The organism is Embleya sp. NPDC005971, from assembly GCF_040629175.1.
Classification (GTDB): domain Bacteria; phylum Actinomycetota; class Actinomycetes; order Streptomycetales; family Streptomycetaceae; genus Embleya.
In genome coordinates this window covers 28,063-49,632 of record NZ_JBEXUX010000064.1, presented here as the reverse complement: position 1 = coordinate 49,632, position 21,570 = coordinate 28,063, and the positions used below count along the sequence as shown (strand labels likewise).

The window sequence follows — 21,570 nt, the reverse complement described above, 5'->3', positions numbered from 1 at the left end:
AAAGGCGCACCCCGGGGGAACACCCCGCGACCCGTGCTGGTTAGGTTTACCTAACTAGCACGGCAGCAGTCGCCCAGTGCAGGTGAGGAGAACCTCCATGGCCGAACGCCCGGTCCGCAAGACCCGCAAATTGATCGACCTCCAGGTGCGCAGCAGCGAGCGGGTCGGCCCACATCTGGTCCGGATCGTCGCCGGTGGCGACGGATACCGACACTTCACCGACAACGGCTTCACGGACGCGTATGTCAAAGTGCTCTTCCCGCTGCCCGGGGTGACCTATCCCGAGCCGTTCGACATGGAGACCATTCGCGCCGAACTCCCGCGCGAGGACTGGCCGCGCACCCGCACCTACACGGTGCGCGCGCACAACCCGAACACCGGCGAGCTGACCATCGACTTCGTCCACCACGGCGACGAGGGCCTGGCCGGTCCGTGGGCGGCGAACGCCCGCCCCGGCGACCCGCTGCGGCTGATCGGCCCCGGCGGTGCCTACGCGCCCGACCCCGAGGCGGACTGGCACCTGTTCATCGGCGACGAGAGCGCGTACCCGGCGATCAGCGCCTCGCTGGAGCGCCTGCCCGCCGCGGCCAAGGCGATCGCGTTTCTGGAGGTGGGCACCTCCGCCGAGGCCCCCACCGGCACGCTGCCGGCCACCCACCCGGGGCTGGATCTGGACCTCACCTGGATCACCCGCGACGCGGGCCCCGGTCTGCTGGAGGCGCTGCGCACGCTCGACTTCCCCACCGGCCGGGTGCACGCGTTCGTGCACGGCGAGGCCGGCGTGGTCAAGGAGTTGCGCCGACACCTGGTCGACGAGCGCGGGGTCGACCGCACCGACATCTCCTTCTCCGGCTACTGGCGCAAGGGCCGCGACGAGGACGGCTTCCAGGCGGACAAGGCCGCCGAGAAGGCGGCCGAACGCGCCGCCGAACAGCGCGCCTGACCCGCATCCGACAAGTCGGCGGCCCGGGACCCGGCAACGGTCCCGGGTCGGCCGGTCGGGTCTCGCGCGGGATCGTTCACCCGTCCGACCGCCGACAATTGCGGCAAACCCCGGAGCAGGCCGAGCCACCCGGGTGAAAGCGTGCGTCGGGCACTACCGCGAGCGACCGGGCCGGCACAGGGTGGGGCGCATGAGACGTCCACCACACGCCCTCCTCGCCATCGCGACCGCCCTCGTCCTCACCGCGGCCGGTGCGGCCGGCGCGCACGCGAGCGACGCCCGGCCCACTCCCGGCGCATCCGGCATCGGCGACCCACTGCTGCCGCTGAGCGGCAACGGCGGCTACCGCGCCGACCACTACACCCTGGACTTCGACTGGCAGGCGCCCGGCACGGCGTTCCCGGCGACCACCACGATCGAGGCCACCGCCACCCAGGCGCTGTCCCGGTTCGACCTCGACTTCGCGGGCAACACGCTGGGCCGGGTCACGGTCGACGGCAGGACCGCGACGGCGACCCGCGAGGGTGACGAGCTGGTGATCACCCCGGCCCGGCCGCTGCGCAAGGGCCGCCCGTTCACGGTGCGGGTCGAGTACATCGCCGATCCCACCCAGCAGCGGCACCGCGACGACGCGATCGAGACGTTCGGCTGGATCCCGACGCCCGACGGCACGGTGATCTACCCGCAGCCCGACGGCGCCAAGATGATCTTCCCGAGCAACGACCATCCCAGCCTGCGGGCCCGGACCACGGTCAACATCACCGCCGCCGACGACCTCGTCGCGCTGTCCAACGGCACCCTCACGCACAAGCGCCGGGCGGCGCCGGGCCGCACCCGCTGGACCTACGACAGCCGGCAGCCGGTGGCCGGCCAGCTCTTCCAGCTCGCCGTCGGCAAGTACACGCTGATCGACGGCAAGGCCGCCGACGGCACCCGGCTGCGCGACGCGGTTCCGCCGGACCTGGTCGACCGGGTCGAGCAATACCGCTCGCTGACGCCCCGTCATCTGGCCTGGGTGGAGAGCCGGCTCGGCCCCTATCCGTTCGACAGCTACGGGCTGCTCGTGGCGGACACCGACCTCGGCGTCGCGCTGGAGACCCAGTCGTTGTCCCTGATCCCCAAGGCCGATCTGCTCGGCGACAAGGTCAACGCCGAGCGCAACATGGTGCACGAACTCGTGCACCAGTGGACCGGCGACAGCGTGTCCATGGAGCGCTGGTCCGACCTGTGGCTGAGCGAGGGGCACGCCCGCTACTACGAGCGGGTCTACAGCGAGGAGAACGGCGGCGCCGACATGGAGGCGCTGATGCGCGACGCCTACCGGCAACACGACATCTGGCGCCGGGACACCGGCGCGCCGGCCGAGCCCACCGAGCCCAATCTGTTCAAGCGCATGCGCTACGACGGCTCGGCGCTGGTCCTGTACGCGTTGCGCATCGAGGTCGGCGCGGACACCTTCGCCGCGATCGAACGCGCCTGGACCACCCGCTATCGGGGCCGCGCCGCGAGCACGTCCGACTACATCGAGCTCGCGTCCGAGGTCGCCCATCGCGACCTGGCCCCGTTCCTGAAGCCGTGGCTGTACGGCGCACACACGCCGCCGATGCCCGGCCACCCCGACTGGACCGTCGACCCGGCCTGACCGACCCGAACCACCGACGCGGCGGCCGGGCGCCAGGCCGCCCGCCGCGTCGGCAGGTCGCGACCGGGGCCGCCCGCCGAGGCGGAAACGGAAAGCGGCTTGGCCCAGCGCACAACCCGTGATAGAAACTGGAACGAACGTCCCACTTTCTGTTTCTATCGACGGGAATTCCCGTGCGCAACCCCTACCGAGACATCTTCACCGCGCCCGGCGCCAAGGGATTCTCGGCAGCCGGCTTCATCGCCCGCATGCCCATCTCGATGACCGGCATCGGCATCGTCACCATGCTCTCCGAACTGCGCGGCGAGTACGGCCTCGCCGGTGCCGTGGCCGCCACGTTCGCACTGGCCACCGCACTGATCGCACCGCAGATCTCGCGCCTGGTGGACCGCTACGGTCAGAGCCGCGTGCTCGTCCCGGCGACCGCGGTCAGCGTCCTGGCGATGGGCGTACTGCTGCTCTGCGCACGCTACGACGCCCCGTCCTGGACCCTGTTCGCCTGTGCGGTGCCGGCCGGCTGCATGCCCAGCATGGGCGCCATGGTGCGCTCCCGCTGGCTGGTGTTGTACCGCGGCTCCCCGCACCTGCACACCGCGTTCTCGTTCGAGTCCGTCGTGGACGAACTGTGCTTCATCCTCGGCCCGATCATCGCCGTACAGCTCTCCGTCGCGGCGTTCCCCGAGGCCGGCCCGCTGGCCGCGATCGTCTTCTTCACCATCGGCGTGCTGCTGTTCACCATGCAGCGCGGCACCGAGCCTCCGCCCCATCCGCGCGTCGCCGGCAAGAGCACGTCGGTGATGCGCATCCGCGGTCTCCAGGTGCTCGTGGTCACCCTGATCGCGATCGGCGCGATCTTCGGCACCGTGGACGTGGTCACCATCGCGTTCGCCGAGGAACACGGACAACGCGGCTCGGCAAGCTTCGTGCTGGCCACCTACGCGGCCGGCTCCTGCCTGGCCGGCATCGCCTTCGGCGCCTTCAAGTTCGTCTCCCCGCTGCCCCGGATGTTGCTGATCAGCGTCGGCGTCACCGCCGTGACCATCCTGCCGCTGCTGATGGCCGCCAACCTGTTCATGCTCGCCGCCACCGTGTTCGTCGCGGGCATGTCGATCTCGCCCACCATGATCCTGACGGTCAGTCTGGTCGAGCGTCTGGTCCCGCCCGCGCGGCTGACCGAGGGCATGACCTGGATCAGCACCGGGATCGGGATCGGCGTCGCGACCGGCGCCTCGCTGTCCGGCATGGTCGTCGACCACTTCGGGGCCCGGGCGGGCTTCGGCGTGGCCGCCGGCGCGGCCCTGCTCGCCGCCGCGGCGGCCGCCGGTGGATACCGTGTGCTGCGCCGCACCGCGCCGCGCGCGACCGAGACCACCATCGTGCACAGCGCCTCGCCGGCCGACGCCGTCCCCGACCGCGCCCCGTCGGCCGACGTCGCCCCCGTACGAGAAGGTGAATCCCACTGATCGAGGAAGCCGTCGACGGCCGCCGGGCCAAGGGCGAACGTCGCCGCCGAGCGCTGATCGAGGCCACCCTGCGGGTGGTCGAGCGCGACGGGGCCGCCGGGGTCAGCCACCGCACCGTCTCGCGCGAGGCGGGGCTGCCGACCAGCGCCTCCACGTACTACTTCGCCGGCGTCGACGACCTGCTCACCGCGGCACTCACGTCCTGTATGACCGCGGACGCGCTGCACGTGCGCTCGATCACCGCCGCCCCCGGCGACACCCGACGTGCACTGGCCGAACACCTGAACCACATCTGCACCGCGCCCGGCCTGCTGGTCGCCGAGTACGAGCTGTTCCTGCTCGCCGCCCGACGGCCGGAGTTGCGCGAGTCCACCGATCACTGGATGGCCGCGGTCACCGATTTCGCGCGGCGCTTCAGCACCGACCCGGTTCGGGTCCGGGTCTTCGTCGGCGCCCTGGACGGCCTGCTCATCCAGGCCCTGCTCACCGACGCGCCGCCGAGCACCGACGAGTGGGAGGCGATGATCCGCGACCTGCTGCCCGGCCCGTGCCTGGCGCCATCGCCGCCGGAGCAGACCGGGTAGCCGCGACGCGGTCCGGTTGGGCCAGAATCGGGGCATGTCCCGACGCACCGCACGTCCCCGATCGAACGCCGGCACGGCCGTCACCGCCGGCTCGCCGTGCCCCTGCGGCCTGCCCGACACCTACGGCGCGTGTTGCGGCGCCCGGCACGCCGGCTCCCCCGCGCCCACCGCCGAGGCGCTGATGCGCTCGCGCTACAGCGCGTTCGTCGTGCGCGACGCGGCCTATCTGCTGCGCACCTGGCATCCCGACACCCGGCCGGAGCGGCTCGACCTGGACGAGCACACCCGGTGGCTGGGTCTGGAGGTGCTCGCGAGCACCGGCGGCGGGCCGTTTCATCAGGAGGGCACCGTCGAGTTCGTCGCGAGCCATCGCGAACACGGCCACCGGGACTCGCTGCGCGAACACAGCCGCTTCGTCCGCCACGACGGCGCCTGGGTGTACGTCGGCCCGCTGCCTCGCTGAAGGCTTCAGGCGCCGATCAACCGGCTCTCGATCCGCACCGCCGGGGACAGGTCGCGCAGCCGCCGGGTCAGGTCCTCGCCCGCCTCGTGCAGGGCGTCCATCGTCATCGGCGCCAGCCGCTCGAACAGGAACAGCGCCTCGGTGGTGTCCTCGGTGATCCGGGTGCGCACACACTGGCGCCAGTTCCACCGACGGCAGGTGACGCCCTCGTCGTCGCACCACACCACCTCGCCCGGCACGGGGTGGTCGATCGCGGGCACCCCGGCCTCCAGGACCTCGAACGGCTCGGTGCCCTCGGCGCGGAGCAGGCGGGCCGCGCCGCGGTAGCGGGACAGGTCCTCGCCGCCGACCGGCAGCACGTGCCGCACCGAGACCGCGTTGTACAGGTCGACCAGCCGGTTCACCTCGGGCAGCCCGCCGCGCCGCATCAGCGCCTCCACCGAGCAGCGGGTGCGCTGCGGCTTGGCGCCGAAGGCCCGATACGCCTCGCGCCACGCGACCACGTTCGGGTGCTCCTCGGGCGGGGTCTCGGGCAGGGACCGGGTCGCCTCGGCCAGCGCGGCGCGGGAGCCCTCGTCGCTCGGACCGCCCGGCAGGCCGGTGGCGATCAGGGCCAGGACGACCGCGTCGGGGCGCAGCGCGTGCACGGCCGGGTCGATGGTGATGGACGTGAGCACGTTCGGATTCTCCTCCGCGAGCCGGCGGCCCGATCGGGCCGCGGTCCACTACAGTGAACCGCATGGAGCAGAATAATGACCCGTCGGCCGATCCCGGTCAAACCGCGGTCAGTCGCGCGATCGCGGCCAACGTGCGAGCCGCCCGCACCGCGCGCGGCTGGTCCCTGGAGGCGCTCGCGACACGCAGCGGCCTGAGCAAGGGCGCGCTCGTGGGCGTCGAACAGGGCCGCGGCAACCCGGGTGTACTCACCCTGGCCCGGATCGCCGACGCGCTCGGCCTGCCCCTGACCGGCCTGGTCGACCGGGCCCCCGCGCCGCTCGTCGAGGTGGCCCCGGCGGGCGGCGGCACCCGGTTGTGGCAGGGCGAACACGGCGGCCACGGCGACCTGTTGATCGGCAGCGACCCGCCGGTCTCGGCCGAACTGTGGCGCTGGACGCTGGCCCCCGGCGACGCGCACGTCAGTGCGGCGCACGGCGCGGGGGTGCGCGAGCTGGTCACCGTCCTCGACGGCACCCTCACCCTGGAAGTGGCCGGCGAACCCGTCCTGGTCCCCGCGGGCGCCGCCGCCCGCTTCGCCGCCGACCGCCCGCACAGCTATCGCAACGAGGCCCCGAGCCCCACCCGCTTCATCGGCGTCGTGCTCCTGCCCACCCGCCCGGACACCACCGCCCGCGGCGCTACAGCTCGGCCGGACCCCACTCGGTGACGACCAGTTCGTCGCCGACCGCCAACCTGCCGGGGCGCAGCACGGCGAACTTGCCGCCGAAGGCCACCCCGCCCCGGGCCGCGCGCCGGTAGGCGGCGAAGGTGCGCAGCGGCTCCGGCCCCGCCTTGCCGCCGGTCTCCTGGTCCACCATGGTGACCGCGCAACGGATCGCGAGCTTGGCGTAGCCGAGTTCGGCCTCGCCGACCGTGCAGCGGCGGACCCGGTCCTCGGTGTGCGGCTCGACCCAGCCCTCGACCACGACGTTCGGCCGGAAACGGGTCATCGGCAACGGCGCCTCGCCGCGCTCGGCCAGGCGCGCGTCGAGCAGGGCGAGTGAGGTGCGCGAGAGCACGTGCAGCGGCGAGCTGTCCGCGTAGCCGGCGGTGCCCGGGATCGCGCCGTCGGTCACCCGTTCGTGCTCCGGCGGCACCCGGACCAGTCGGCTGTCCGCGCCGAGTGCGTGCGAGAGCCAGTCGGCGGCCGCGTCGCCCTGGTCGATGCCCCGGAAGGCGTTGTCGAACAGCCGCACATCGCGCCGCGGGCCGGTGGTGTCCACGTCGATGGTCATCGGGTCGGCGCCCGGTCGGTGCAGGGTGAGGCGTTCGCCGGCGGCGTCGATCTCCGGGCGGATCGGCGCCAGTCGCGGATCGCGGCGCTGGCTGCGGAAGACGCCGTCCGCGTCGACCACCATGAAGGCGCGGTCGTGCGCGAGCCCGGCGGGGGTCAGCAGCGCCCGATCGCACGGCGTGCCGGCACAGCCCTTGATCGGATAGCGGATCAGTTCGACGACGGTGGCCATCGGGCGACCCTATCGACGCCGATGCCACCCGCCGGGGCCGGCCCGGGCGGGTGCGACGACGCGATCGGGCGCGACGCTCACGCGTCCGCCGGGTGCAGTTCCTTCCAGACCCGCTGCGCGAACACCGTTTCGCCCGCGTAGCGATCGGCGTCGGCGGCGGTGGCGAGCCAGCCGACGATCTCGCCGGGGATGTCGGGCGTGGCCGCGGTGAAGTTGGCCTGGAGGTGGCCGCTGGAGCCGCGGGCCTTCTGCGACTCGGTGAGCACGAAGCCGGGGTCGACGTTGAACGCGCGCAGCCCGCGCTCGCGATACTCCGCGTGCAGGACGCCGGCGACCCGCCCGAACGCGGCCTTGGACGCGGCGTAGCCGACGCCCCAGCCGCCCGCGCCCGCCGGCCCGGGCGGATTCAGTCGGGCCGAGCCCGAGGTCATGTTCACCACGTGGCTGCGCGGCTGTTCGAGCAGGTGCGGCAACAGCCGTTGGATCAGCACGAGTTGGTGCAGGTAGTTGCCCACGAGCAGGTTCTGCGCGGCCTCGATCGGCAGGTCGAGGATACGATCCATCGCGCCGGGGCCCTGGTGGATGGCGTTGTTGAAGAGCAGGTCGACCCGGCCCCACGCGTCCAGGGCCGTGTCGCAGGCGTCGAGGATCGAGCCCCGGTCCATCAGGTCCATCCGGATCGGCAGCGCCCGCCGGCCCAGCGCCTCGATCTGCGCGGCGGTCGTCTCCAGGCTGCCGGGGATCGCGAACGTGGTGGGATCCGCCGTGGACGAGGTGGGCCCGCCCCGGCCCTCCCCCTCGCGCACGGTGCGGGCGGTGAGTACCACGTCGTAGCCGGCTCGGGCCAGGGCGATGGCTCCACAACGGCCGATACCGCGGCTGGCTCCGGTGACGAAGGCGACTGGTGTGTGCTGAGGCATGCGCCGACCATGCCGGATTACCTTGACAGAATCCAGTAAATCTTCAGGGGAACTCCGCCCGAACTCGATCCTGCCACCCGCACCGCTCGCGGACGGGGTGCCGCTCTACGCTCCCTTCATGATCAACCCTGTTCGACTCGTCATCTTCGACTGCGACGGCGTCCTGGTGGACAGCGAGCCGATCGCGATCCGCGTGCACGTGGCGTTGGGCGCCGAGCACGGCTGGCCGCTCACCCCGGCCGACGTGATCGAGCGGTTCGTGGGTCGTTCCTCGGTGTCGATCGCGGAGCAGATCGCGGAGCGCGTCGGGGCGGACACCGCCGCCGAGTGGACGCGCGGCTTCGAGCGCCTGCATCGGATCGAGGTGGATCGCGCGCTGAGTCCGGTCGACGGCATCGAGTACGCGGTGGACACGCTCGCCGAGCTCGGCCTGCCCACCTGTGTGGCCTCCAGCGGCGGTCACGACAAGATGGCGCACACCCTGGGCCGCACCGGCCTCCACGACCGGTTCGCCGGCCGGATCTTCAGCGCGAGCGAGGTCGCCCACGGCAAGCCCGCGCCCGACGTGTTCCTGCACGCCGCGGCGCGGATGGGGGTGGCCCCCGAGCAGTGCGTCGTGGTCGAGGACAGCGTCAACGGCCTGCTCGCGGCCCGCGCGGCCGGCATGCGTTCGTTCGCCTACGCGACGGACCTGATCGCCACGCACCTGCTGGAGGGGCCGGGCACCACCGTGTTCAAGTCCATGCGCGAGCTGCCGGCCCTGATCACCGACTTCACCGGGCCGGCCGGGACGGCGACCTCGCGATGATCAGCGCGCCGCCTCGGCCTCGTCCGAGGCGGCAACCCGGGTGACCACCTCGATCGCCCGGGCGGCCGGCACGCCCAGCGCCACCAGCGAGGCCACCGCCTGGTCCACGGCGGTCACCCGCACGTCCTCGTTCACCGCCTGGAGCAGTGCCACGCACATCCCCTCCAGCGCCAACGCCAGCACCGGCGCCGGCAGGTAGTCGGCGAACACACCGCTGCGCTGCCCCACGGCGATCAGTTCGATCGAGCGGTCCCGCACCGGAGCCAGCATCGCCGGGATCCCGCCGTCGCCCAGATTGCGCTGGGCGAAGCTGATCAGCAGCCGATATCGATCGCCGCCGCGCCAGGCGGCGAGATCGAAGCGGGCCACCGCCTCCTCGGGCGAGTCCCCGTCCCGCTGGGCGCCCTCGACCGCGCCCAGGATGTCCCGCCGCGCCTCCTCGGCCAGTCCGGCGACCAGCGCCTCCCGGCTGGGGAAGTGGCCGTAGACGGTGCGCCGCACCACACCCGCCGCCCGCGCGATGTCGTCCATCGACGCGTCCGGGTCCCGGATCAGCTCGGTCCGGGCCACCGCCAGGATGCGCTCCCGATTGGACTGCGCGTGGCGCCGGCGCGGCGGCGCGGCGCCCGCCTCCGCGTGGCCGGCCTCGGCCGGAGCCTGTTCGGCTCCCGATTTCGTCTGCATCGCGCATTCCTTCCCGGGGTGACCCGGAGCCTCTCAGAAATCCGCTCCCGGTGGCACCGAACCCTGCAACAAGTGGGCGAATCACCCGATTGACCCGACTCGTTCCAGCATATTTGCACACTGATGTGCAATCAACTAAGTTGCACATCGTTGTGCAATTACTGCGGCTGCGCCGGCCGCCTGCTCCGAAAGGCGTTCCGATGTCCGTATTCGCCACCACGCCGGTCGACCGGATGGACCGGCCGTACTCACGCCGTTGGTGGGCCCTGGGCGTGCTCTGCCTGAGCCTGCTGATCATCGTCATGGCCAACACGTCGCTGATCGTGGCCGCTCCCGACATGACCCGCGACCTGGGCCTGTCCGGCCGCGACCTGCAATGGGTGATCGACGCCTACACCGTGCCGTACGCGGCGTTGATGCTGATCCTGGGCGCGATCGGCGACAAGTACAGCCGGCGCGGCGCGCTGATCACCGGCCTGGTGATCTTCGCGGCCGGCTCGGTCGGCGGCTCGCTGGTGGACTCCACCTCGGGCGTGATCATCGCCCGCGCGGTGATGGGTCTGGGGGCCGCGGTGATCATGCCCGCGACGTTGTCCCTGCTGGTCGCCTCCTTCCCGCGCAGCGAGCGGGCCAAGGCGATCACCGCGTGGACGGCGACCTCGGGCCTGGCGATCGCGCTCGGCCCGCTGCTGGCAGGGTGGTTGTTGGAAAGCCACGCGTGGGGTTCCACGTTCCTGATCAACGTGCCGATCGCGCTGATCGCCGTGATCGCCGCACTGTTCGTGGTCCCGCCGTCGAAGGCGCACGACTACGGCCGACTCGACCTGGTCGGCGGCGCGCTGTCGATCGCGACGCTGGGCTCGCTGGTGTACGCGATCATCGAGGGTCCGCACTTCGGCTGGGGCACGGGTCCGGTGACCGCGCTGGTCGTGTTCGTCCTCGGGCTGGCCGCGTTCGTCGCCTGGGAACTGCGGCACCCGCGCCCGATCTTCGACCTGCGCAAGTTCGGCGAGCGGGTGTTCTCCGGCTCGATGCTCGCCGTACTGCTGTTCTTCCTGGGCACCTTCGGCGCGATCTACTTCCTCACCCAGCACCTGCAGTTCGTGCTCGGCTACACGCCACTGGAGACCGGCGTGCGGCTGCTGCCGTTGGCCGGTGCGGTGTGCCTGGGCGCGATCGCCACCGGGCAACTCACCCCGCGGCTGGGCATGCGGGTGACGGTGACCACCGGCATGGCGCTGGGCACGACCGGCGTGCTGCTGATGACGCGCGTCTCGGACGGCTCCGGCTACGGCGACTTCCTGGCCCCGTTGCTGCTGCTCGGCGTCGCGATCGGGCTGAGCGTGTCGCCGTGCACCGAGGCGATCATGGGTTCGTTCCCGGAGAACGAACTGGGCGCGGGCGGCGGCGTCAACGACACCGCGGTCGAGTTGGGCGGCGCACTGGGCATCGCGATCCTGGGCTCGGTGCTGGCCACCTCGTACGAGTCCGAACTGACCAAGGCCGTCGACGGCAAGCTGCCGCCGGCCGCGATGGACGTCGCGAAGGACTCGATCGGCGGCGCGCTCGCCGCGGCCGAGCAGGTCGGCCAGGTCGCGGGTCCGCAGCAGGCACACGCGCTGGTCCAGGCCGCCGACCACGCGTTCACCCAGGCGGTCGCACACACCAGCCTGATCGGCGGGATCGTGCTCGCCGCGGGCACGATCCTGGTCGGCCTGATCCTGCCGAACCGCGCCCGCACCCAGGCCGCGCGCGCGGACACGTCGGAGCCGGGCGCGGGCGCCGCCGCGGCGGAGCGGCAGAAGGAGCCGGTGGGCTGAGCTCGCCGCACGGCGGACGGGCGGTCGACCTCGCGTCGACCGCCCGTCGGCGTTCTCCGACCCTCGCGCGTGCCCCGCCGGCCGGGTCAGCCCCTGGGCAGGGTCCGTACCGCGCGCCCCACCCACGCCTCGAAGCGCTGCCACTCGACGACTTCCGAACCGGTCCTCGGCTCCGGCCAATCGAGCAGCGCGTCGCCCGCGTCGAGCAGATCCCAATAGGGATGGTGCTCCTCGGTCCGGCCGGACGCCTTCGCGTACGCGGACAGGAACTCCTCCGCGACGGCCACCCCGTGGCTCAGTGCGAGATTGAGCCGAAACCGCGCCAGGTCGATGCCGCGCGGACCGACGCACCCGGTGGTCCAGTCCACGACGCCGACGATCCGCTCGTCCAGCCACAGGAGTTGCTCGGCGTGGAAGTCGCGGTGGATGAAGCCCGGTGCGGCGTGCGGGGGTTCCTCGGCCAGCGCGACGAACATCCGCTGCCACACGTGCGGGCGTGTGGTCCAGGTCGGCACGGTCCGCGCACCGTCGACCGCCGGGTCGTAGTACGGCGCGTACGCCACCGGATCGGCGGCGGCCGGATCCACCGCGTGCACGGTCGCCAACAACTCGGCCGCGCCCGACAGCAGTACGGCCGGATCGCTCGGCGGCTCGGGCGTGCCCGGCAGCCGCGTGGTCAGCAGCGCCGGGGCCGGACCGACCAACCGAGCCGCGATCAACTCCGGTGCGGGCACCGCGGTATCGGCAAGCAGACGCAACACCCGCGCCTCCTGCTCGGGCCGGTACCACGGGTCGGTGGCCAGCCGCTCGGCATGGTGAAACACCCGCAGAACCAGGTCGCCAACGGCGTAGAGCCGGTTGGCCCCCACCCCCATGGGCTCGACCGGGACGTCGCCCACGAGTTCACGCAACCAGGCAAGGGTCTCCCCATCGGGCATCGACACGGACGGCACTCCTCTTCCTCTTTCCTGTTCCGCTTCCTCGGACACGCCTGCTCCGCTCTCCCGCCGCGTCGCTACCCGGACAGTACGTCGGATCCGGAATCGCACACACCGCGTCGCCCCGGCGCGTGGCCGGTGCCGCCCCGGCCGACCGGCGCGACGGATCAGCGGACGTCGGCGGTTCCGCTCGAACCGAGGCCGGGCGGCGCCCTCCTCGTCTACTCCACCCGTACCGTGCGGCCTTCTCGGCGGGATACCACGCAGGCTTCGGCCACGGCCTGGGCGGCGAGGGCGGCGGGAGCGGGGCAGGGGTTGTCGATGCGGCCGGCGGCCAGGGCGACGAAGGCGGCGAGTTCCGCGCGGTACGCGTCGGCGAAGCGGGTCAGGAAATCGCCCTCGGTGACGCCGCCGCACGCGTGCGTGCCGTGTGTGCCCGCCAGTTCGAGGCGTACGTCGTATCCCGGCTCGTGCCGGCGGCCCGCGTGCGCCGTACCGAGGGTGCCGTCCGCGAGCCGGAAGAGCACCGCCGAAACGTCGACGTCGTCGTGCTCGCGGAAGACCGCCGCGCCGCGGTTCGCGCCGATGGCGGTCACCTCCACGATCGGCAGGCCGGTGACCCACGGCACGATGTCGAAGTCGTGGATGTGCGTGTCCCGGTAGATGCCACCCGAGGTCGGCACGAACTCCGGCGGCGGCGGCCGGCGGTCCACGCTCACCGCGTGCACCCGGGTCAGCGTGCCGAGCGCGCCCGCGCGCACCACCTCGCGCGCGGCGAGGTACATCGGATCGAACCGACGCTGGAAACCGACCTGGAGCTCCGCCCCGCGTGCCCGTACGTACTCGACCGCCTCGCGCGCGACCGTCGGGTCGAGCGCGATCGGCTTCTCGCACAGGATCGGCAGCCGCGCGTCCGCCGCCCGGCGCAGCAGCTCCACATGCACCGCCGTCGGTGCCGCGATCACGACCGCGTCGACCCGGCCGTACACCTCGGTCGACCGGGCCGCCTCGGCCCCGGACCGCGCGGCGAACTCCTCGGCCCGCCCGTGGTCCGCGTCCGCGACCACAACCTGCTCGACCTCCGCCATCCCACCCAGCGCCCGGGCGTGAAACGCCCCGATCCGCCCGACCCCAAGCACGCCGACCCGCATTGTTCCCCTTTCCGACATCCGATCCCGTCGACCCTCCCATCGGGGCGGTCCCACCCGACACCCGGCCCCGCCGCCGATGCCCCGGTGCCCCCGAGGCGTCCACCGACGAGTGACACCGGGCAGGGCCGACCGGGTGGCGCCCCCGGACACACCCACCACCGTGCACGAGTAGCTCACGGAGAGCGGGTAGTCGTGGACGAATGACGATCTCCCGACGCTCGCTGTTGCGCACCACACCGATCGCGCTCGCCCTGATCGCCGTGCCCGGCGCCCGGAACGCCTCCGCCGCCGGACCCCGTCCCGGCAACGACGCCGGCAACGCAGCCGGTACGGTCGCAGGCACCGCCGACGGCACCGCCGGCGACCCGAACACCGTTCCCTTCCAGGGCCGGCCGCCGCTGCCGGTCGCCGTCCCGACCGGCATCGGGCCCGGTTGGGCGGCCGAAATCCCGGCCGAGACAAGCCAGTTGTTGCTGGTCGTCGGCAACAGCCCGGACGGCGACCGCGCCACGGCCTCGTTCTGGACCCGCGACGCAAGCGGTTGGCGCACCGAAGGCCCCCTGCCCGCACGCAACGGGCGGCTCGGCTGGACGCCCGACCACCACGAGGGCGATCTCCGCTCGCCGATCGGCGTCTTCACCCTCACCGACGCGGGCGGCCTGCAACCCGACCCCGGCACCCGGCTGTCCTACGACCGGTCGGACGACTTCGCCGTCGAGGGCACCGGATTCGCCGGAGAGCCGCTCGCCGGCACCTTCGACCAGGTGATCGCGATCGACTACAACCGGGTCCCCGGCACCTCGCCCCTGGACCCCACCCGCCCGCGCGGCGAGGACCTCGGCGGCGGCATCTGGCTGCACATCGACCACGGCGGGCCCACCCACGGTTGTGTGACGCTGCCCGCCGAGGCCCTGCCGGTGCTGTTGCGTGCGCTGGATCCGGCGGCGCACCCGATCGTGGTGATGGGCGACGTGTCGACCCTGGCGCTGGGCGGCCCCGCTTCCTGATGCCGCCGCAGGACTCTTACCCTGTGCGGGTGACCTCCGCCAAGCTTCGTCCGCTGCCCCCCGAAGTGGCCGTCCTCCTGGATCAACTCACGCCCTGTCCACGCCTGGTCGAACACCTGCGCATCGTGCACGACGTCGCCCACCGACTGTGCGACTGGGTCGCGGCGAGCCACCCGGAGCTGGTCTTCGACCGCGACGCGGTGCTGTTCGGCGCCGCCACCCACGACATCGGCAAAACCCTGCACCCGGCGGAGATGGCCGGGCCCGGTTCGTGCCACGAGCAGGCCGGCTACGACCTGCTGACCGCCCACGGCGTGCCGCCCGCCCGGGCCCGCTTCGCCCGCACCCACGCGGCGTGGGATCCGAGCGATCCGGACGAACTGCTCGTGAGCCTGGCCGACAAGGCGTGGAAGGGCAAACGGGACGTCGCCCTGGAACAGGCCCTGACCGCGCTGCTCGCGACCGCCTCCGGACGCCCCGAATGGGAGACCTTCCAGGGCCTCGACGACTTCCTGACCACGATCGACGTGGACACACTGCTGCTCTGAACCACCGTCCGCACCACTCGCCGCGGCACAACCACCGGCACCCGACGTCGGCGCCCACCACGGCTCAGCGCGGCAACCTGCGCCACACCCGCCGCGGCAGCACCCGCATGCCCGCGAACACCGGCTGCAGTACGGCCGGCACCCACACCTCGCCCTTCCCGCGCAACAACGCCCGGATCGTCGCGTCCGCCACCTGGTCCGGGGTGCTGGACAGGGGTGCCGGCGACATGCCCTCGGTCATCCGGCCCACCACGAAGCCGGGCCGGACCAACAGCAGGCGCACCCCGCTGCCCGCGAGCGCGTCGGCCAGGCCGCTCGCGAAGCCGTCCAGCCCCGCCTTGGCCGAGCCGTACACGTAGTTCGCGCGCCGCACCCGCACGCCCGCCACCGACGAGAACACGATCAACCGACCGTGCCCCTGCGCCCGCAACACGGTGGCCAGGTGGGTCAGGACGCTCACGTGCGCCGTGTAGTCGGTGTGCACGACGGCGACCGCATGGGTGGCGTCCAGCTCGGCCCGGCGCTGATCGCCGAGGATGCCGAACGCGGTGACCACGACGTCCAGCGGGCCGTGCCGGGCGATCACCTCGTCCAGCATCGGCCGATGCCCCACCAGGTCGTCGGCGTCGAACTCGATCCGGTCCACGTGCCGGGCACCGGCCCTGCGCAGCAGCGCCTCCTCGTCGTCGAGGTCGTGGCTGCGGCGCGCCGCCAACACGATGGTGCGCGCCCCGCGCGCGGCCAGCCGCTCGGCGACCGCCAGTCCGATCTCGCTGCGGCCCCCGAGGACCAATACGGTTCCACTCACCCGCACAGTCTGCCGGATCCGGCCGGCAGGCCCGCTACCCACGATCCGCCCGGACTCAATAGCCTTGCCTTCGTGACGGTGAACACGAATGCGGCTACCACCCCCGGGACCACGACGGCGGGCACGAGCGCGAACCCGGACGAGTACCGGGACGGCCGCCGGATCGTGCTGCGGGCGCCGGATTCCGTCGAGCACGCGGTCGAGCCGGTGCATACGATCCTGGCCGAGCTGGTTCTGGGCGGCGCCGCGCTCGGTTGGGTCACCCCGCCGCCGCGTGCCGAGGTGGCCGCGCTGCTCACCGATCTGGCCGAGGCCCAGCGCGCCGGCAACGCGTCGGTGCGGTTCGCCTACGCGGGCGAGGATCTGCTCGGGTTCGGCTACTGGCGCCGGTACACCCGGCCCACCCACCGCCCGAACGCCGATCTGGAGAAGCTCGCGGTGGCCCGGTCCGCGCACGGTCGCGGCATCGGCCGATTGCTCACCGCGGCGCTGATCGAGGACGCCCGCGCCGAGGCGATCGAGATCCTCACCCTCGACGCCCGCGGCGACAACGCGAACGCGTTGCACCTTTACCGTTCGCTCGGATTCGTCGAATACGGTCGGCTGCACGACTTCGTGGCGATCGGCTCGGCCCGCTACGACAAGGTCTTCTGTTCCCTGGACCTGCGGACACCCGGCGCGTGACCGGGTGGCGTGGGACGGCCGGCCGGCGATGGCGCGGCATGCGGACCGGGTCCGGGGTGGATGTCGATCGGCGCCGGCCGGGCGACCCGACGCCGGGCGGCGCGCAGGCGCTTCGAGCGGACCCGCGGTTGGCCGCGTGGATGGACGGGCTGGCCGATTTCGCGACCGGCGTCGAGGTGACCCTGCCGGCGGACGACGACCTGGTCGCGGTGCTTTCGGAGTTGGCCGTCCCGCACGAGGACGTCAACGAACTGATGGCGACCCGGGCGATGTTGCTCGCCGATGCCGAACTGCGCGAGGTGTTCGAACGGGCCGTCCGGGCGTTGGTCGCGGGCATCGGCACGGTCGAACAGCACCTGGAGGTCCCGCCGTTGCCGGCCGCATCGGGCCCGGTCGGGCGCTGGTTCCACGTGTTCGTGTTCATCGCGGCACGCCCGTTCGTGCTGGCCTACCATCACTCGCTCGGCATCCCCGTCGAGGTCTCCCGCCGCACCCTCGGCGACCTCGGCCGGCACCTCGCGGTGCACCGGCGGCGGCGCGGCACCGGTGGGTTGCTCGCGCTGCACTGGCCCAAACTGCACTTTCGCGGTGAGCTGTATCAGCTCGGCCGACTGCAGTTCCAACGCTCGTTCCTGTGGGAGCGGGCCGCGACCAGCGCTGTCGAACTCGGTCTGGCCTACCGGCCGCAGGATCCCGCGCTCGCGTTGCACATCCCGGACTTCCACGGGCCGCTGACTCCGGCGGCCTGTGACGATTCGTTGCGTGCGGCCCGTGAGTTCTTCCCGCGTCACTTCCCGACCGAGCGCTACCGGGCGGCGGTGTGCGGTTCGTGGCTGCTGGATCCGCAACTGCGCGAATACCTGCCGGAGCACTCCAACATCGTCCGCTTCCAGCGCCGCTTCCACCTGCCCACCGAGTCGGCCGAGCGCACCACCGACGACACCGCCGCGATCGGCTTCGTCTTCGGCGACCCGGACCTGTCGCCGGAATCCCTCCCTCGCGACACCTCCCTGCAACGGGCGATCGGCGACCACCTGCGCGCCGGCCGACACTGGCACGTCCGCACCGGCTGGTTCGAACTCTGAGCCCGCCGCCGGGCGTTCGGTCGATGGGTCTTCGATCCGGCATCACATCATCGTCACGGCCCCCGAACCCACCCACCGGCCGGCCCCGCCCGGGACGAACCCGGGACGCGACACGGCCGTTCCGCCCCGGTCAGCGTGTGGCAGCGGCCCGCGCGGCCTCGTAGGCGGCATGGGTTTCCCGATCGAAAAGCACGAAGCGGACTTCGTCGAGGGTGGTTTCGGTGTCGAGCACCGTTTCGATCGCGATCGCGGCGGCCTGTTCGAGGGGCCATCCGTGCGAGCCGGTGGAGATCGCCGGGAAGGCGATCGTGGTGGCACCCGATTCCTCGGCCACGCGCAGCGATTCACGATGGCAGGAGGCCAACAGGGCCGGGCCGTCATCGTCTTCGCCGTGGACCGGGCCGACCGTGTGGATCACCCATCGGGCAGGCAGCGCGCCGGCCGTGGTCGCCACCGCCTCGCCGGTCGGCAGGCCGGCCGGACCGTAGGTCGAGGCGATCAGCTCCTGGCACGCCTCGAAGACGGCCGGTCCGCCGCGCCGGTGCACGGCCCCGTCCACCCCACCACCGCCCAACAGCGAGGCGTTGGCGGCGGTGACGACCGCGTCCACGTGCTGGTCGGTGAGGTCGCCCAGGACGAGCGTGAGATCCGTCATGGACTCATCATGCCGCTTCCGGGAGCACCTGCGACCGCTCGGGCGCCGGCGGGGAATTCGCCGGCGGGGCAGGTGGGTCGTGGGTGAGGATGCCGGGATGACGAACGATCTTCGGCGCCGGTTCGCGGCGTATGAGTGGGAGTCGATCACGGTCGGCGCGTCCGGGGCGGGCGTGCATCGGCTGTGCCGGCGGGGCGAGGAGTTCTACCTCAAGATCGGGACGCCCAGCGCGCACCCGGATTCCGGATTCCATCTCGCCGCCGAGGTGGCTCGCGGGCTGTGGGCGGCCGAGCAGGGGATCCCCGTCGCGGAGATCCTCGACCACGACGTCGAGGCGCCGGGCGGCGGCTGGTTGTTGACCCGCGCCGTGCCCGGCCGCTCGGCGGCCGAGCCGTGGCCGGTCGATCGACGTGACGCGGTCGTCGACGCGCTCGCCGACATGGCTCGCGCCCTGCACGAACTCCCGGTCGAGGATTGCCCGTTCGACCGCGGCCTCGCGGTCACCGTGCCCGCCGCCGAACAGGCGCTCGCGGCCGGCCTGGTCGACCTCGACGACCTGGACGAGGACCGCGTCGGACGCACCGAGGCCGAACTCCTGGCCGAACTGGTCGCGACCACACCGGCCGACGAGGACCCGGTCGTCGGCCACGGCGACTACTGCCCGCCCAACATCCTGCTCGACCCGCAAACCCTGCGGGTGACCGGCCTGATCGACCTCGGCCGGCTGGGCCGCACGGACCGCCACGCGGACCCGGCCCTGCTCACCCGCAGCCTCCTCGACGACGACAACGCGCAGTACTCCCCCGCCCACGCGGCCCGCTTCCTGACCCGCTACGACCCACCGGGCGCCCTCGACCCCGAGCGCCTGAAGTTCTATCGCCTGCTCGACGAATTCTGCTGAACACGCATCGGGCGAAGACCGGTTCGATCCCCGGCCCGGCCCGGGGAGAGCGCGGCCGACCCAGGCAGCCGCGCACGCATCCGCACATCGTCGAGTGGTAGTCGATCAAAGATCTCCTCCGGCCCGCGCTCGACCGGTTGCCTCGGTCCACGGGCCGCTGCCCGCTCACCCCTGTTCGGTTACGAAAACCCCCGCCCGGGCCGCCGCCACCGCCGCGTCGGCCGCGCGCCGCGCCTGCCCGGCGTCGACCGGCTCGTGCGTGATGAACAACCGGTAGTACAGCGAGCCCACGGCCGTGCGCACCACCTCCCCCGCATCGGTACCGGCGGGCAACTCGCCCCGCGTCACCGCCCGTTCGACCACCTGCTCGGCCTGCCCGAGCCGGCCCAGCAGGAACCCGTGCAGGGCCTCGGCCGTGGTCGGCTCGTACACCGCCGCGGCCACCAACGCTCGCGCGGTGGGCCCCCGATCGGGGTCCTCGAACCCGCTCACCACCATCGCGGCGATCGCCCGCAGATCACCCTGCACGGTGCCGGTGTCCGGCAGCGGCCACGGCTCCTCCGCCGCCGAGTCCAACGCGTCCGCGGCCAACCCGGCCGCGTTGCGCCAACGTCGATACACCGTGGTCTTGTGCACCCCCGACCGCGCGGCGACGGCCTCCACGGTCAGCCCGTCGAAACCCTTGTCCGCCAACTCGGCCAACGTGGCCAGCCGCACCGCATCCCGCGTGCGCGCGGTCCGCCCACCGGGCCGCACCCCACCGACGCCGCTCACCGGCCGTCCTCCGATCGCACCGAACCCACCACGATCCACCCCGGCATCCGCATCCGCGCCGACCACATGCGAGCCGACCAAAGGCAACCTGGTTGCATTAGCGCCTCCCCATTCGTCATACTCATACTAACGCGACCAGGTTGCATTAACGACAGGACCCCGCTCGACCGAAGGAACCGTATGGCGACCCCCACCGTCCGCGAATTCCCGCTCACCGGACCCGAGTCCGGGCCGTACGCGATCACCCTCGGCCCCGACGGCGCACTGTGGTTCACCCTCGTGCACTCCGGCCGGATCGACCGGCTCGACCCGGACGGAACGCACACCGGCCACGACCTCGGCGACCCCGAATGCGGCCCGACCGTACTGACCACGGGACCCGACGACGCCCTGTGGTTCACCGAACACAAGGCGCATCGCATCGGCCGGATCACCACCGCCGGCGCGGTGACCCATTTCGACCCGCTCACCCCGGGCTCCGGCCCGTACGGAATCACCGCCGGACCCGACGGCGCGCTGTGGTTCACCGAGACCGTCGCCAATCGCATCGGCCGCATCGACCCGGCCGGCCGCGTCACCGGCTTCGCGCTGCCGATCGCGGACGCGTTTCCGTCCGCGATCACCGCCGGCGCCGACGGCGCACTGTGGTTCACCCTGAACGCCGCCGACGCACTCGGCCGAATCACCACGACCGGCGAGGTGACCGTGCACCCACTGCCCACCCGGGGTGCCGCCCCGGTCGGCATCGCGGCGGCCGCGGACGGCTCGTTGTGGTTCACCGAAATCGGCGCGGGCGCGATCGGTCGACTCGACCGCGCCGGCGGTTACCGGCAATTCCCGCTGCCGGACCCGCAGTCCCGCCCGCACGCGGTGGCGCTGGACACGGCCGGCGACTGTTGGTTCACCGAATGGGGTACCAATCGGGTCGGACGACTCGCCGGTGACGGCACTCTGACGGAGTACGACTTGCCGACCCCCGGAGCCGAACCGCACGGCCTCGTCCAGGGCCCGGACGGCGCGATCTGGGTCGCCCTGGAGGTCGGCGCCCTGGCCCGAATCACTCCCTGAACGACCGGAAAACGCCCTGGTGAGCGCCGATTCACCCGGTCACGGCGAACTCCGCGAACACTCCCGGTCCGACCCTCGGCGAACCCGCCGCACTCCCCGAATGCGCCCTGTCACGCGCCCGCGCGCAACGCGCGGACAAGACACGCGACCCCTTGTCAAATGATGCAAATCGGCCTGAAAAGTGCCTATGGTCGAGACACGGGGGCATCGTCGAGCCCGGCGATGAAGTCACGATGAGGGAGCACCCGATGCTTACCCAATACATCCGTCAGCCCGCGGCGGCCACGCCGACCCAGGCCGGTACCGTCGCGACGCTCATGATCGAGGAGGAGACGACCATCAGTGACGCGCCGCTGTTCGCACCGGAAGACTTCGGTGGCGGACTCCTGGTGCTTGGCTTGCTGTTGTCGCCGAAGCCCCCGAAGGAGCGCTGAACCGGCT

The 21,570-nt window shown here is 72.5% G+C and carries 24 protein-coding genes; 15 read left to right on the top strand and 9 right to left on the bottom strand.

Annotated elements, in window-relative coordinates; genetic code table 11:
- Positions 1–97 precede the first annotated feature (97 nt).
- The 5 genes from ABZ374_RS38345 (at position 98) to ABZ374_RS38325 (ending at position 5,095) form a co-directional block, all read left to right on the top strand.
- Positions 98–943, top strand: a complete 846-nt coding sequence (locus ABZ374_RS38345; RefSeq protein ID WP_360320601.1) for a siderophore-interacting protein — start codon at positions 98–100, stop codon at positions 941–943.
- A 190-nt stretch (positions 944–1,133) separates the two neighbouring features.
- Positions 1,134–2,585: a M1 family metallopeptidase gene (locus ABZ374_RS38340; RefSeq protein ID WP_360320598.1), complete on the top strand. Its 1,452-nt coding sequence runs from the start codon at positions 1,134–1,136 to the stop codon at positions 2,583–2,585.
- A 173-nt stretch (positions 2,586–2,758) separates the two neighbouring features.
- Positions 2,759–4,048 (top strand): MFS transporter, encoded by a 1,290-nt coding sequence (locus ABZ374_RS38335; RefSeq protein ID WP_360320595.1) that lies wholly within the window; start codon positions 2,759–2,761, stop codon positions 4,046–4,048.
- Positions 4,049–4,122: 74 nt separating this feature from the next.
- The gene (locus tag ABZ374_RS38330) at positions 4,123–4,632 is read left to right on the top strand and encodes a TetR family transcriptional regulator (RefSeq protein ID WP_360320592.1); all 510 of its coding nucleotides are present in this window, start codon (positions 4,123–4,125) and stop codon (positions 4,630–4,632) included.
- A 34-nt stretch (positions 4,633–4,666) separates the two neighbouring features.
- The gene (locus ABZ374_RS38325; protein ID WP_360320589.1) at positions 4,667–5,095 is read left to right on the top strand and encodes a YchJ family protein; all 429 of its coding nucleotides are present in this window, start codon (positions 4,667–4,669) and stop codon (positions 5,093–5,095) included.
- A gap of 5 nt (positions 5,096–5,100) precedes the next feature.
- On the opposite strand, the gene ABZ374_RS38320 is transcribed toward ABZ374_RS38325, so the two are convergent.
- A complete protein-coding gene (locus ABZ374_RS38320; protein ID WP_360320586.1) occupies positions 5,101–5,772 on the bottom strand; it encodes a phenylalanine--tRNA ligase beta subunit-related protein in 672 nt (223 codons plus the stop codon).
- A gap of 62 nt (positions 5,773–5,834) precedes the next feature.
- Here ABZ374_RS38320 and ABZ374_RS38315 point away from each other — a divergent pair, with 62 nt between their 5' ends.
- Positions 5,835–6,479 (top strand): helix-turn-helix domain-containing protein, encoded by a 645-nt coding sequence (locus tag ABZ374_RS38315; protein ID WP_360320583.1) that lies wholly within the window; start codon positions 5,835–5,837, stop codon positions 6,477–6,479.
- Here the strand turns inward: ABZ374_RS38315 and ABZ374_RS38310 are convergent.
- Both ABZ374_RS38310 and ABZ374_RS38305 read right to left on the bottom strand, forming a co-directional pair.
- Positions 6,451–7,278, bottom strand: a complete 828-nt coding sequence (locus tag ABZ374_RS38310) for an MOSC N-terminal beta barrel domain-containing protein (protein ID WP_360320580.1) — start codon at positions 7,276–7,278, stop codon at positions 6,451–6,453. The genes ABZ374_RS38315 and ABZ374_RS38310 overlap by 29 nt on opposite strands.
- A 77-nt stretch (positions 7,279–7,355) precedes the next feature.
- Entirely contained in the window at positions 7,356–8,198 is an 843-nt protein-coding gene (locus ABZ374_RS38305; RefSeq protein ID WP_360320577.1) for an SDR family oxidoreductase, read from the bottom strand.
- A 118-nt stretch (positions 8,199–8,316) separates the two neighbouring features.
- Here ABZ374_RS38305 and ABZ374_RS38300 point away from each other — a divergent pair, with 118 nt between their 5' ends.
- Positions 8,317–9,006, top strand: coding sequence for an HAD family hydrolase (locus tag ABZ374_RS38300; protein ID WP_360320574.1), 690 nt, complete (start codon positions 8,317–8,319; stop codon positions 9,004–9,006).
- Here the strand turns inward: ABZ374_RS38300 and ABZ374_RS38295 are convergent, their stop codons facing one another.
- Positions 9,007–9,690: a TetR/AcrR family transcriptional regulator gene (locus ABZ374_RS38295; RefSeq protein ID WP_360320571.1), complete on the bottom strand. Its 684-nt coding sequence runs from the start codon at positions 9,688–9,690 to the stop codon at positions 9,007–9,009.
- A gap of 200 nt (positions 9,691–9,890) precedes the next feature.
- On the opposite strand from ABZ374_RS38295, the gene ABZ374_RS38290 reads away from it, so the two are divergent.
- On the top strand, positions 9,891–11,510 hold the full coding sequence (locus ABZ374_RS38290) for an MFS transporter (RefSeq protein WP_360320568.1): 1,620 nt from the start codon (positions 9,891–9,893) through the stop codon (positions 11,508–11,510).
- Positions 11,511–11,596: 86 nt separating this feature from the next.
- Here the strand turns inward: ABZ374_RS38290 and ABZ374_RS38285 are convergent, their stop codons facing one another.
- Positions 11,597–12,448 carry a phosphotransferase gene (locus ABZ374_RS38285; RefSeq protein WP_360320640.1) on the bottom strand — a complete coding sequence of 284 codons (852 nt, stop codon included), beginning with the start codon at positions 12,446–12,448 and terminating at the stop codon, positions 11,597–11,599.
- A 221-nt stretch (positions 12,449–12,669) separates the two neighbouring features.
- Positions 12,670–13,587 (bottom strand): Gfo/Idh/MocA family oxidoreductase, encoded by a 918-nt coding sequence (locus ABZ374_RS38280; RefSeq protein WP_360320565.1) that lies wholly within the window; start codon positions 13,585–13,587, stop codon positions 12,670–12,672.
- A gap of 212 nt (positions 13,588–13,799) precedes the next feature.
- On the opposite strand from ABZ374_RS38280, the gene ABZ374_RS38275 reads away from it, so the two are divergent.
- Both ABZ374_RS38275 and ABZ374_RS38270 read left to right on the top strand, forming a co-directional pair.
- A complete protein-coding gene (locus ABZ374_RS38275) occupies positions 13,800–14,606 on the top strand; it encodes a hypothetical protein (RefSeq protein ID WP_360320562.1) in 807 nt (268 codons plus the stop codon).
- Positions 14,607–14,629: 23 nt separating this feature from the next.
- Positions 14,630–15,154, top strand: a complete 525-nt coding sequence (locus ABZ374_RS38270; protein WP_360320559.1) for an HD domain-containing protein — start codon at positions 14,630–14,632, stop codon at positions 15,152–15,154.
- Positions 15,155–15,218: 64 nt separating this feature from the next.
- Here the strand turns inward: ABZ374_RS38270 and ABZ374_RS38265 are convergent, their stop codons facing one another.
- Positions 15,219–15,962 carry an SDR family NAD(P)-dependent oxidoreductase gene (locus ABZ374_RS38265; protein WP_360320556.1) on the bottom strand — a complete coding sequence of 248 codons (744 nt, stop codon included), beginning with the start codon at positions 15,960–15,962 and terminating at the stop codon, positions 15,219–15,221.
- A 162-nt stretch (positions 15,963–16,124) separates the two neighbouring features.
- On the opposite strand from ABZ374_RS38265, the gene ABZ374_RS38260 reads away from it, so the two are divergent.
- Positions 16,125–16,646: an N-acetyltransferase gene (locus ABZ374_RS38260; RefSeq protein WP_360320637.1), complete on the top strand. Its 522-nt coding sequence runs from the start codon at positions 16,125–16,127 to the stop codon at positions 16,644–16,646.
- A 140-nt stretch (positions 16,647–16,786) separates the two neighbouring features.
- Positions 16,787–17,731, top strand: a complete 945-nt coding sequence (locus tag ABZ374_RS38255; protein ID WP_360320634.1) for an acyltransferase domain-containing protein — start codon at positions 16,787–16,789, stop codon at positions 17,729–17,731.
- Between the two features lie 130 nt (positions 17,732–17,861).
- On the opposite strand, the gene ABZ374_RS38250 is transcribed toward ABZ374_RS38255, so the two are convergent.
- Positions 17,862–18,386, bottom strand: a complete 525-nt coding sequence (locus tag ABZ374_RS38250) for an O-acetyl-ADP-ribose deacetylase (protein ID WP_360320553.1) — start codon at positions 18,384–18,386, stop codon at positions 17,862–17,864.
- Positions 18,387–18,483: 97 nt separating this feature from the next.
- Between ABZ374_RS38250 and ABZ374_RS38245 the strand changes: the two genes are divergently transcribed.
- Positions 18,484–19,287, top strand: a complete 804-nt coding sequence (locus ABZ374_RS38245) for an APH(3') family aminoglycoside O-phosphotransferase (RefSeq protein WP_360320550.1) — start codon at positions 18,484–18,486, stop codon at positions 19,285–19,287.
- Between the two features lie 165 nt (positions 19,288–19,452).
- Here ABZ374_RS38245 and ABZ374_RS38240 read toward each other — a convergent pair whose 3' ends face one another.
- Positions 19,453–20,061 (bottom strand): TetR/AcrR family transcriptional regulator, encoded by a 609-nt coding sequence (locus ABZ374_RS38240; protein WP_360320547.1) that lies wholly within the window; start codon positions 20,059–20,061, stop codon positions 19,453–19,455.
- A gap of 180 nt (positions 20,062–20,241) precedes the next feature.
- Here ABZ374_RS38240 and ABZ374_RS38235 point away from each other — a divergent pair, with 180 nt between their 5' ends.
- Together ABZ374_RS38235 and ABZ374_RS38230 are read left to right on the top strand one after the other, a co-directional pair.
- Positions 20,242–21,129: a virginiamycin B lyase gene (locus tag ABZ374_RS38235; protein WP_360320544.1), complete on the top strand. Its 888-nt coding sequence runs from the start codon at positions 20,242–20,244 to the stop codon at positions 21,127–21,129.
- Positions 21,130–21,377: 248 nt separating this feature from the next.
- Positions 21,378–21,563, top strand: a complete 186-nt coding sequence (locus tag ABZ374_RS38230; RefSeq protein WP_360320541.1) for a hypothetical protein — start codon at positions 21,378–21,380, stop codon at positions 21,561–21,563.
- The last annotated feature ends 7 nt before the right edge of the window (positions 21,564–21,570 follow it).

Bases quoted from the DNA above. Each gene is read 5' to 3' on its own strand.
- ABZ374_RS38345 (WP_360320601.1), top strand. From the start codon at position 98: ATGGCCGAACGCCCGGTCCGCAAGACCCGCAAATTGATCGACCTCCAG.
- ABZ374_RS38340 (WP_360320598.1), top strand. From the start codon at position 1,134: ATGAGACGTCCACCACACGCCCTCCTCGCCATCGCGACCGCCCTCGTC.
- ABZ374_RS38325 (WP_360320589.1), top strand. From the start codon at position 4,667: ATGTCCCGACGCACCGCACGTCCCCGATCGAACGCCGGCACGGCCGTC.
- ABZ374_RS38315 (WP_360320583.1), top strand. From the start codon at position 5,835: ATGGAGCAGAATAATGACCCGTCGGCCGATCCCGGTCAAACCGCGGTC.
- ABZ374_RS38310 (WP_360320580.1), bottom strand. From the start codon at position 7,278: ATGGCCACCGTCGTCGAACTGATCCGCTATCCGATCAAGGGCTGTGCC.
- ABZ374_RS38305 (WP_360320577.1), bottom strand. From the start codon at position 8,198: ATGCCTCAGCACACACCAGTCGCCTTCGTCACCGGAGCCAGCCGCGGT.
- ABZ374_RS38300 (WP_360320574.1), top strand. From the start codon at position 8,317: ATGATCAACCCTGTTCGACTCGTCATCTTCGACTGCGACGGCGTCCTG.
- ABZ374_RS38295 (WP_360320571.1), bottom strand. From the start codon at position 9,690: ATGCAGACGAAATCGGGAGCCGAACAGGCTCCGGCCGAGGCCGGCCAC.
- ABZ374_RS38290 (WP_360320568.1), top strand. From the start codon at position 9,891: ATGTCCGTATTCGCCACCACGCCGGTCGACCGGATGGACCGGCCGTAC.
- ABZ374_RS38285 (WP_360320640.1), bottom strand. From the start codon at position 12,448: ATGCCCGATGGGGAGACCCTTGCCTGGTTGCGTGAACTCGTGGGCGAC.
- ABZ374_RS38275 (WP_360320562.1), top strand. From the start codon at position 13,800: ATGACGATCTCCCGACGCTCGCTGTTGCGCACCACACCGATCGCGCTC.
- ABZ374_RS38255 (WP_360320634.1), top strand. From the start codon at position 16,787: ATGGACGGGCTGGCCGATTTCGCGACCGGCGTCGAGGTGACCCTGCCG.
- ABZ374_RS38250 (WP_360320553.1), bottom strand. From the start codon at position 18,386: ATGACGGATCTCACGCTCGTCCTGGGCGACCTCACCGACCAGCACGTG.
- ABZ374_RS38245 (WP_360320550.1), top strand. From the start codon at position 18,484: ATGACGAACGATCTTCGGCGCCGGTTCGCGGCGTATGAGTGGGAGTCG.
- ABZ374_RS38235 (WP_360320544.1), top strand. From the start codon at position 20,242: ATGGCGACCCCCACCGTCCGCGAATTCCCGCTCACCGGACCCGAGTCC.
- ABZ374_RS38230 (WP_360320541.1), top strand. From the start codon at position 21,378: ATGCTTACCCAATACATCCGTCAGCCCGCGGCGGCCACGCCGACCCAG.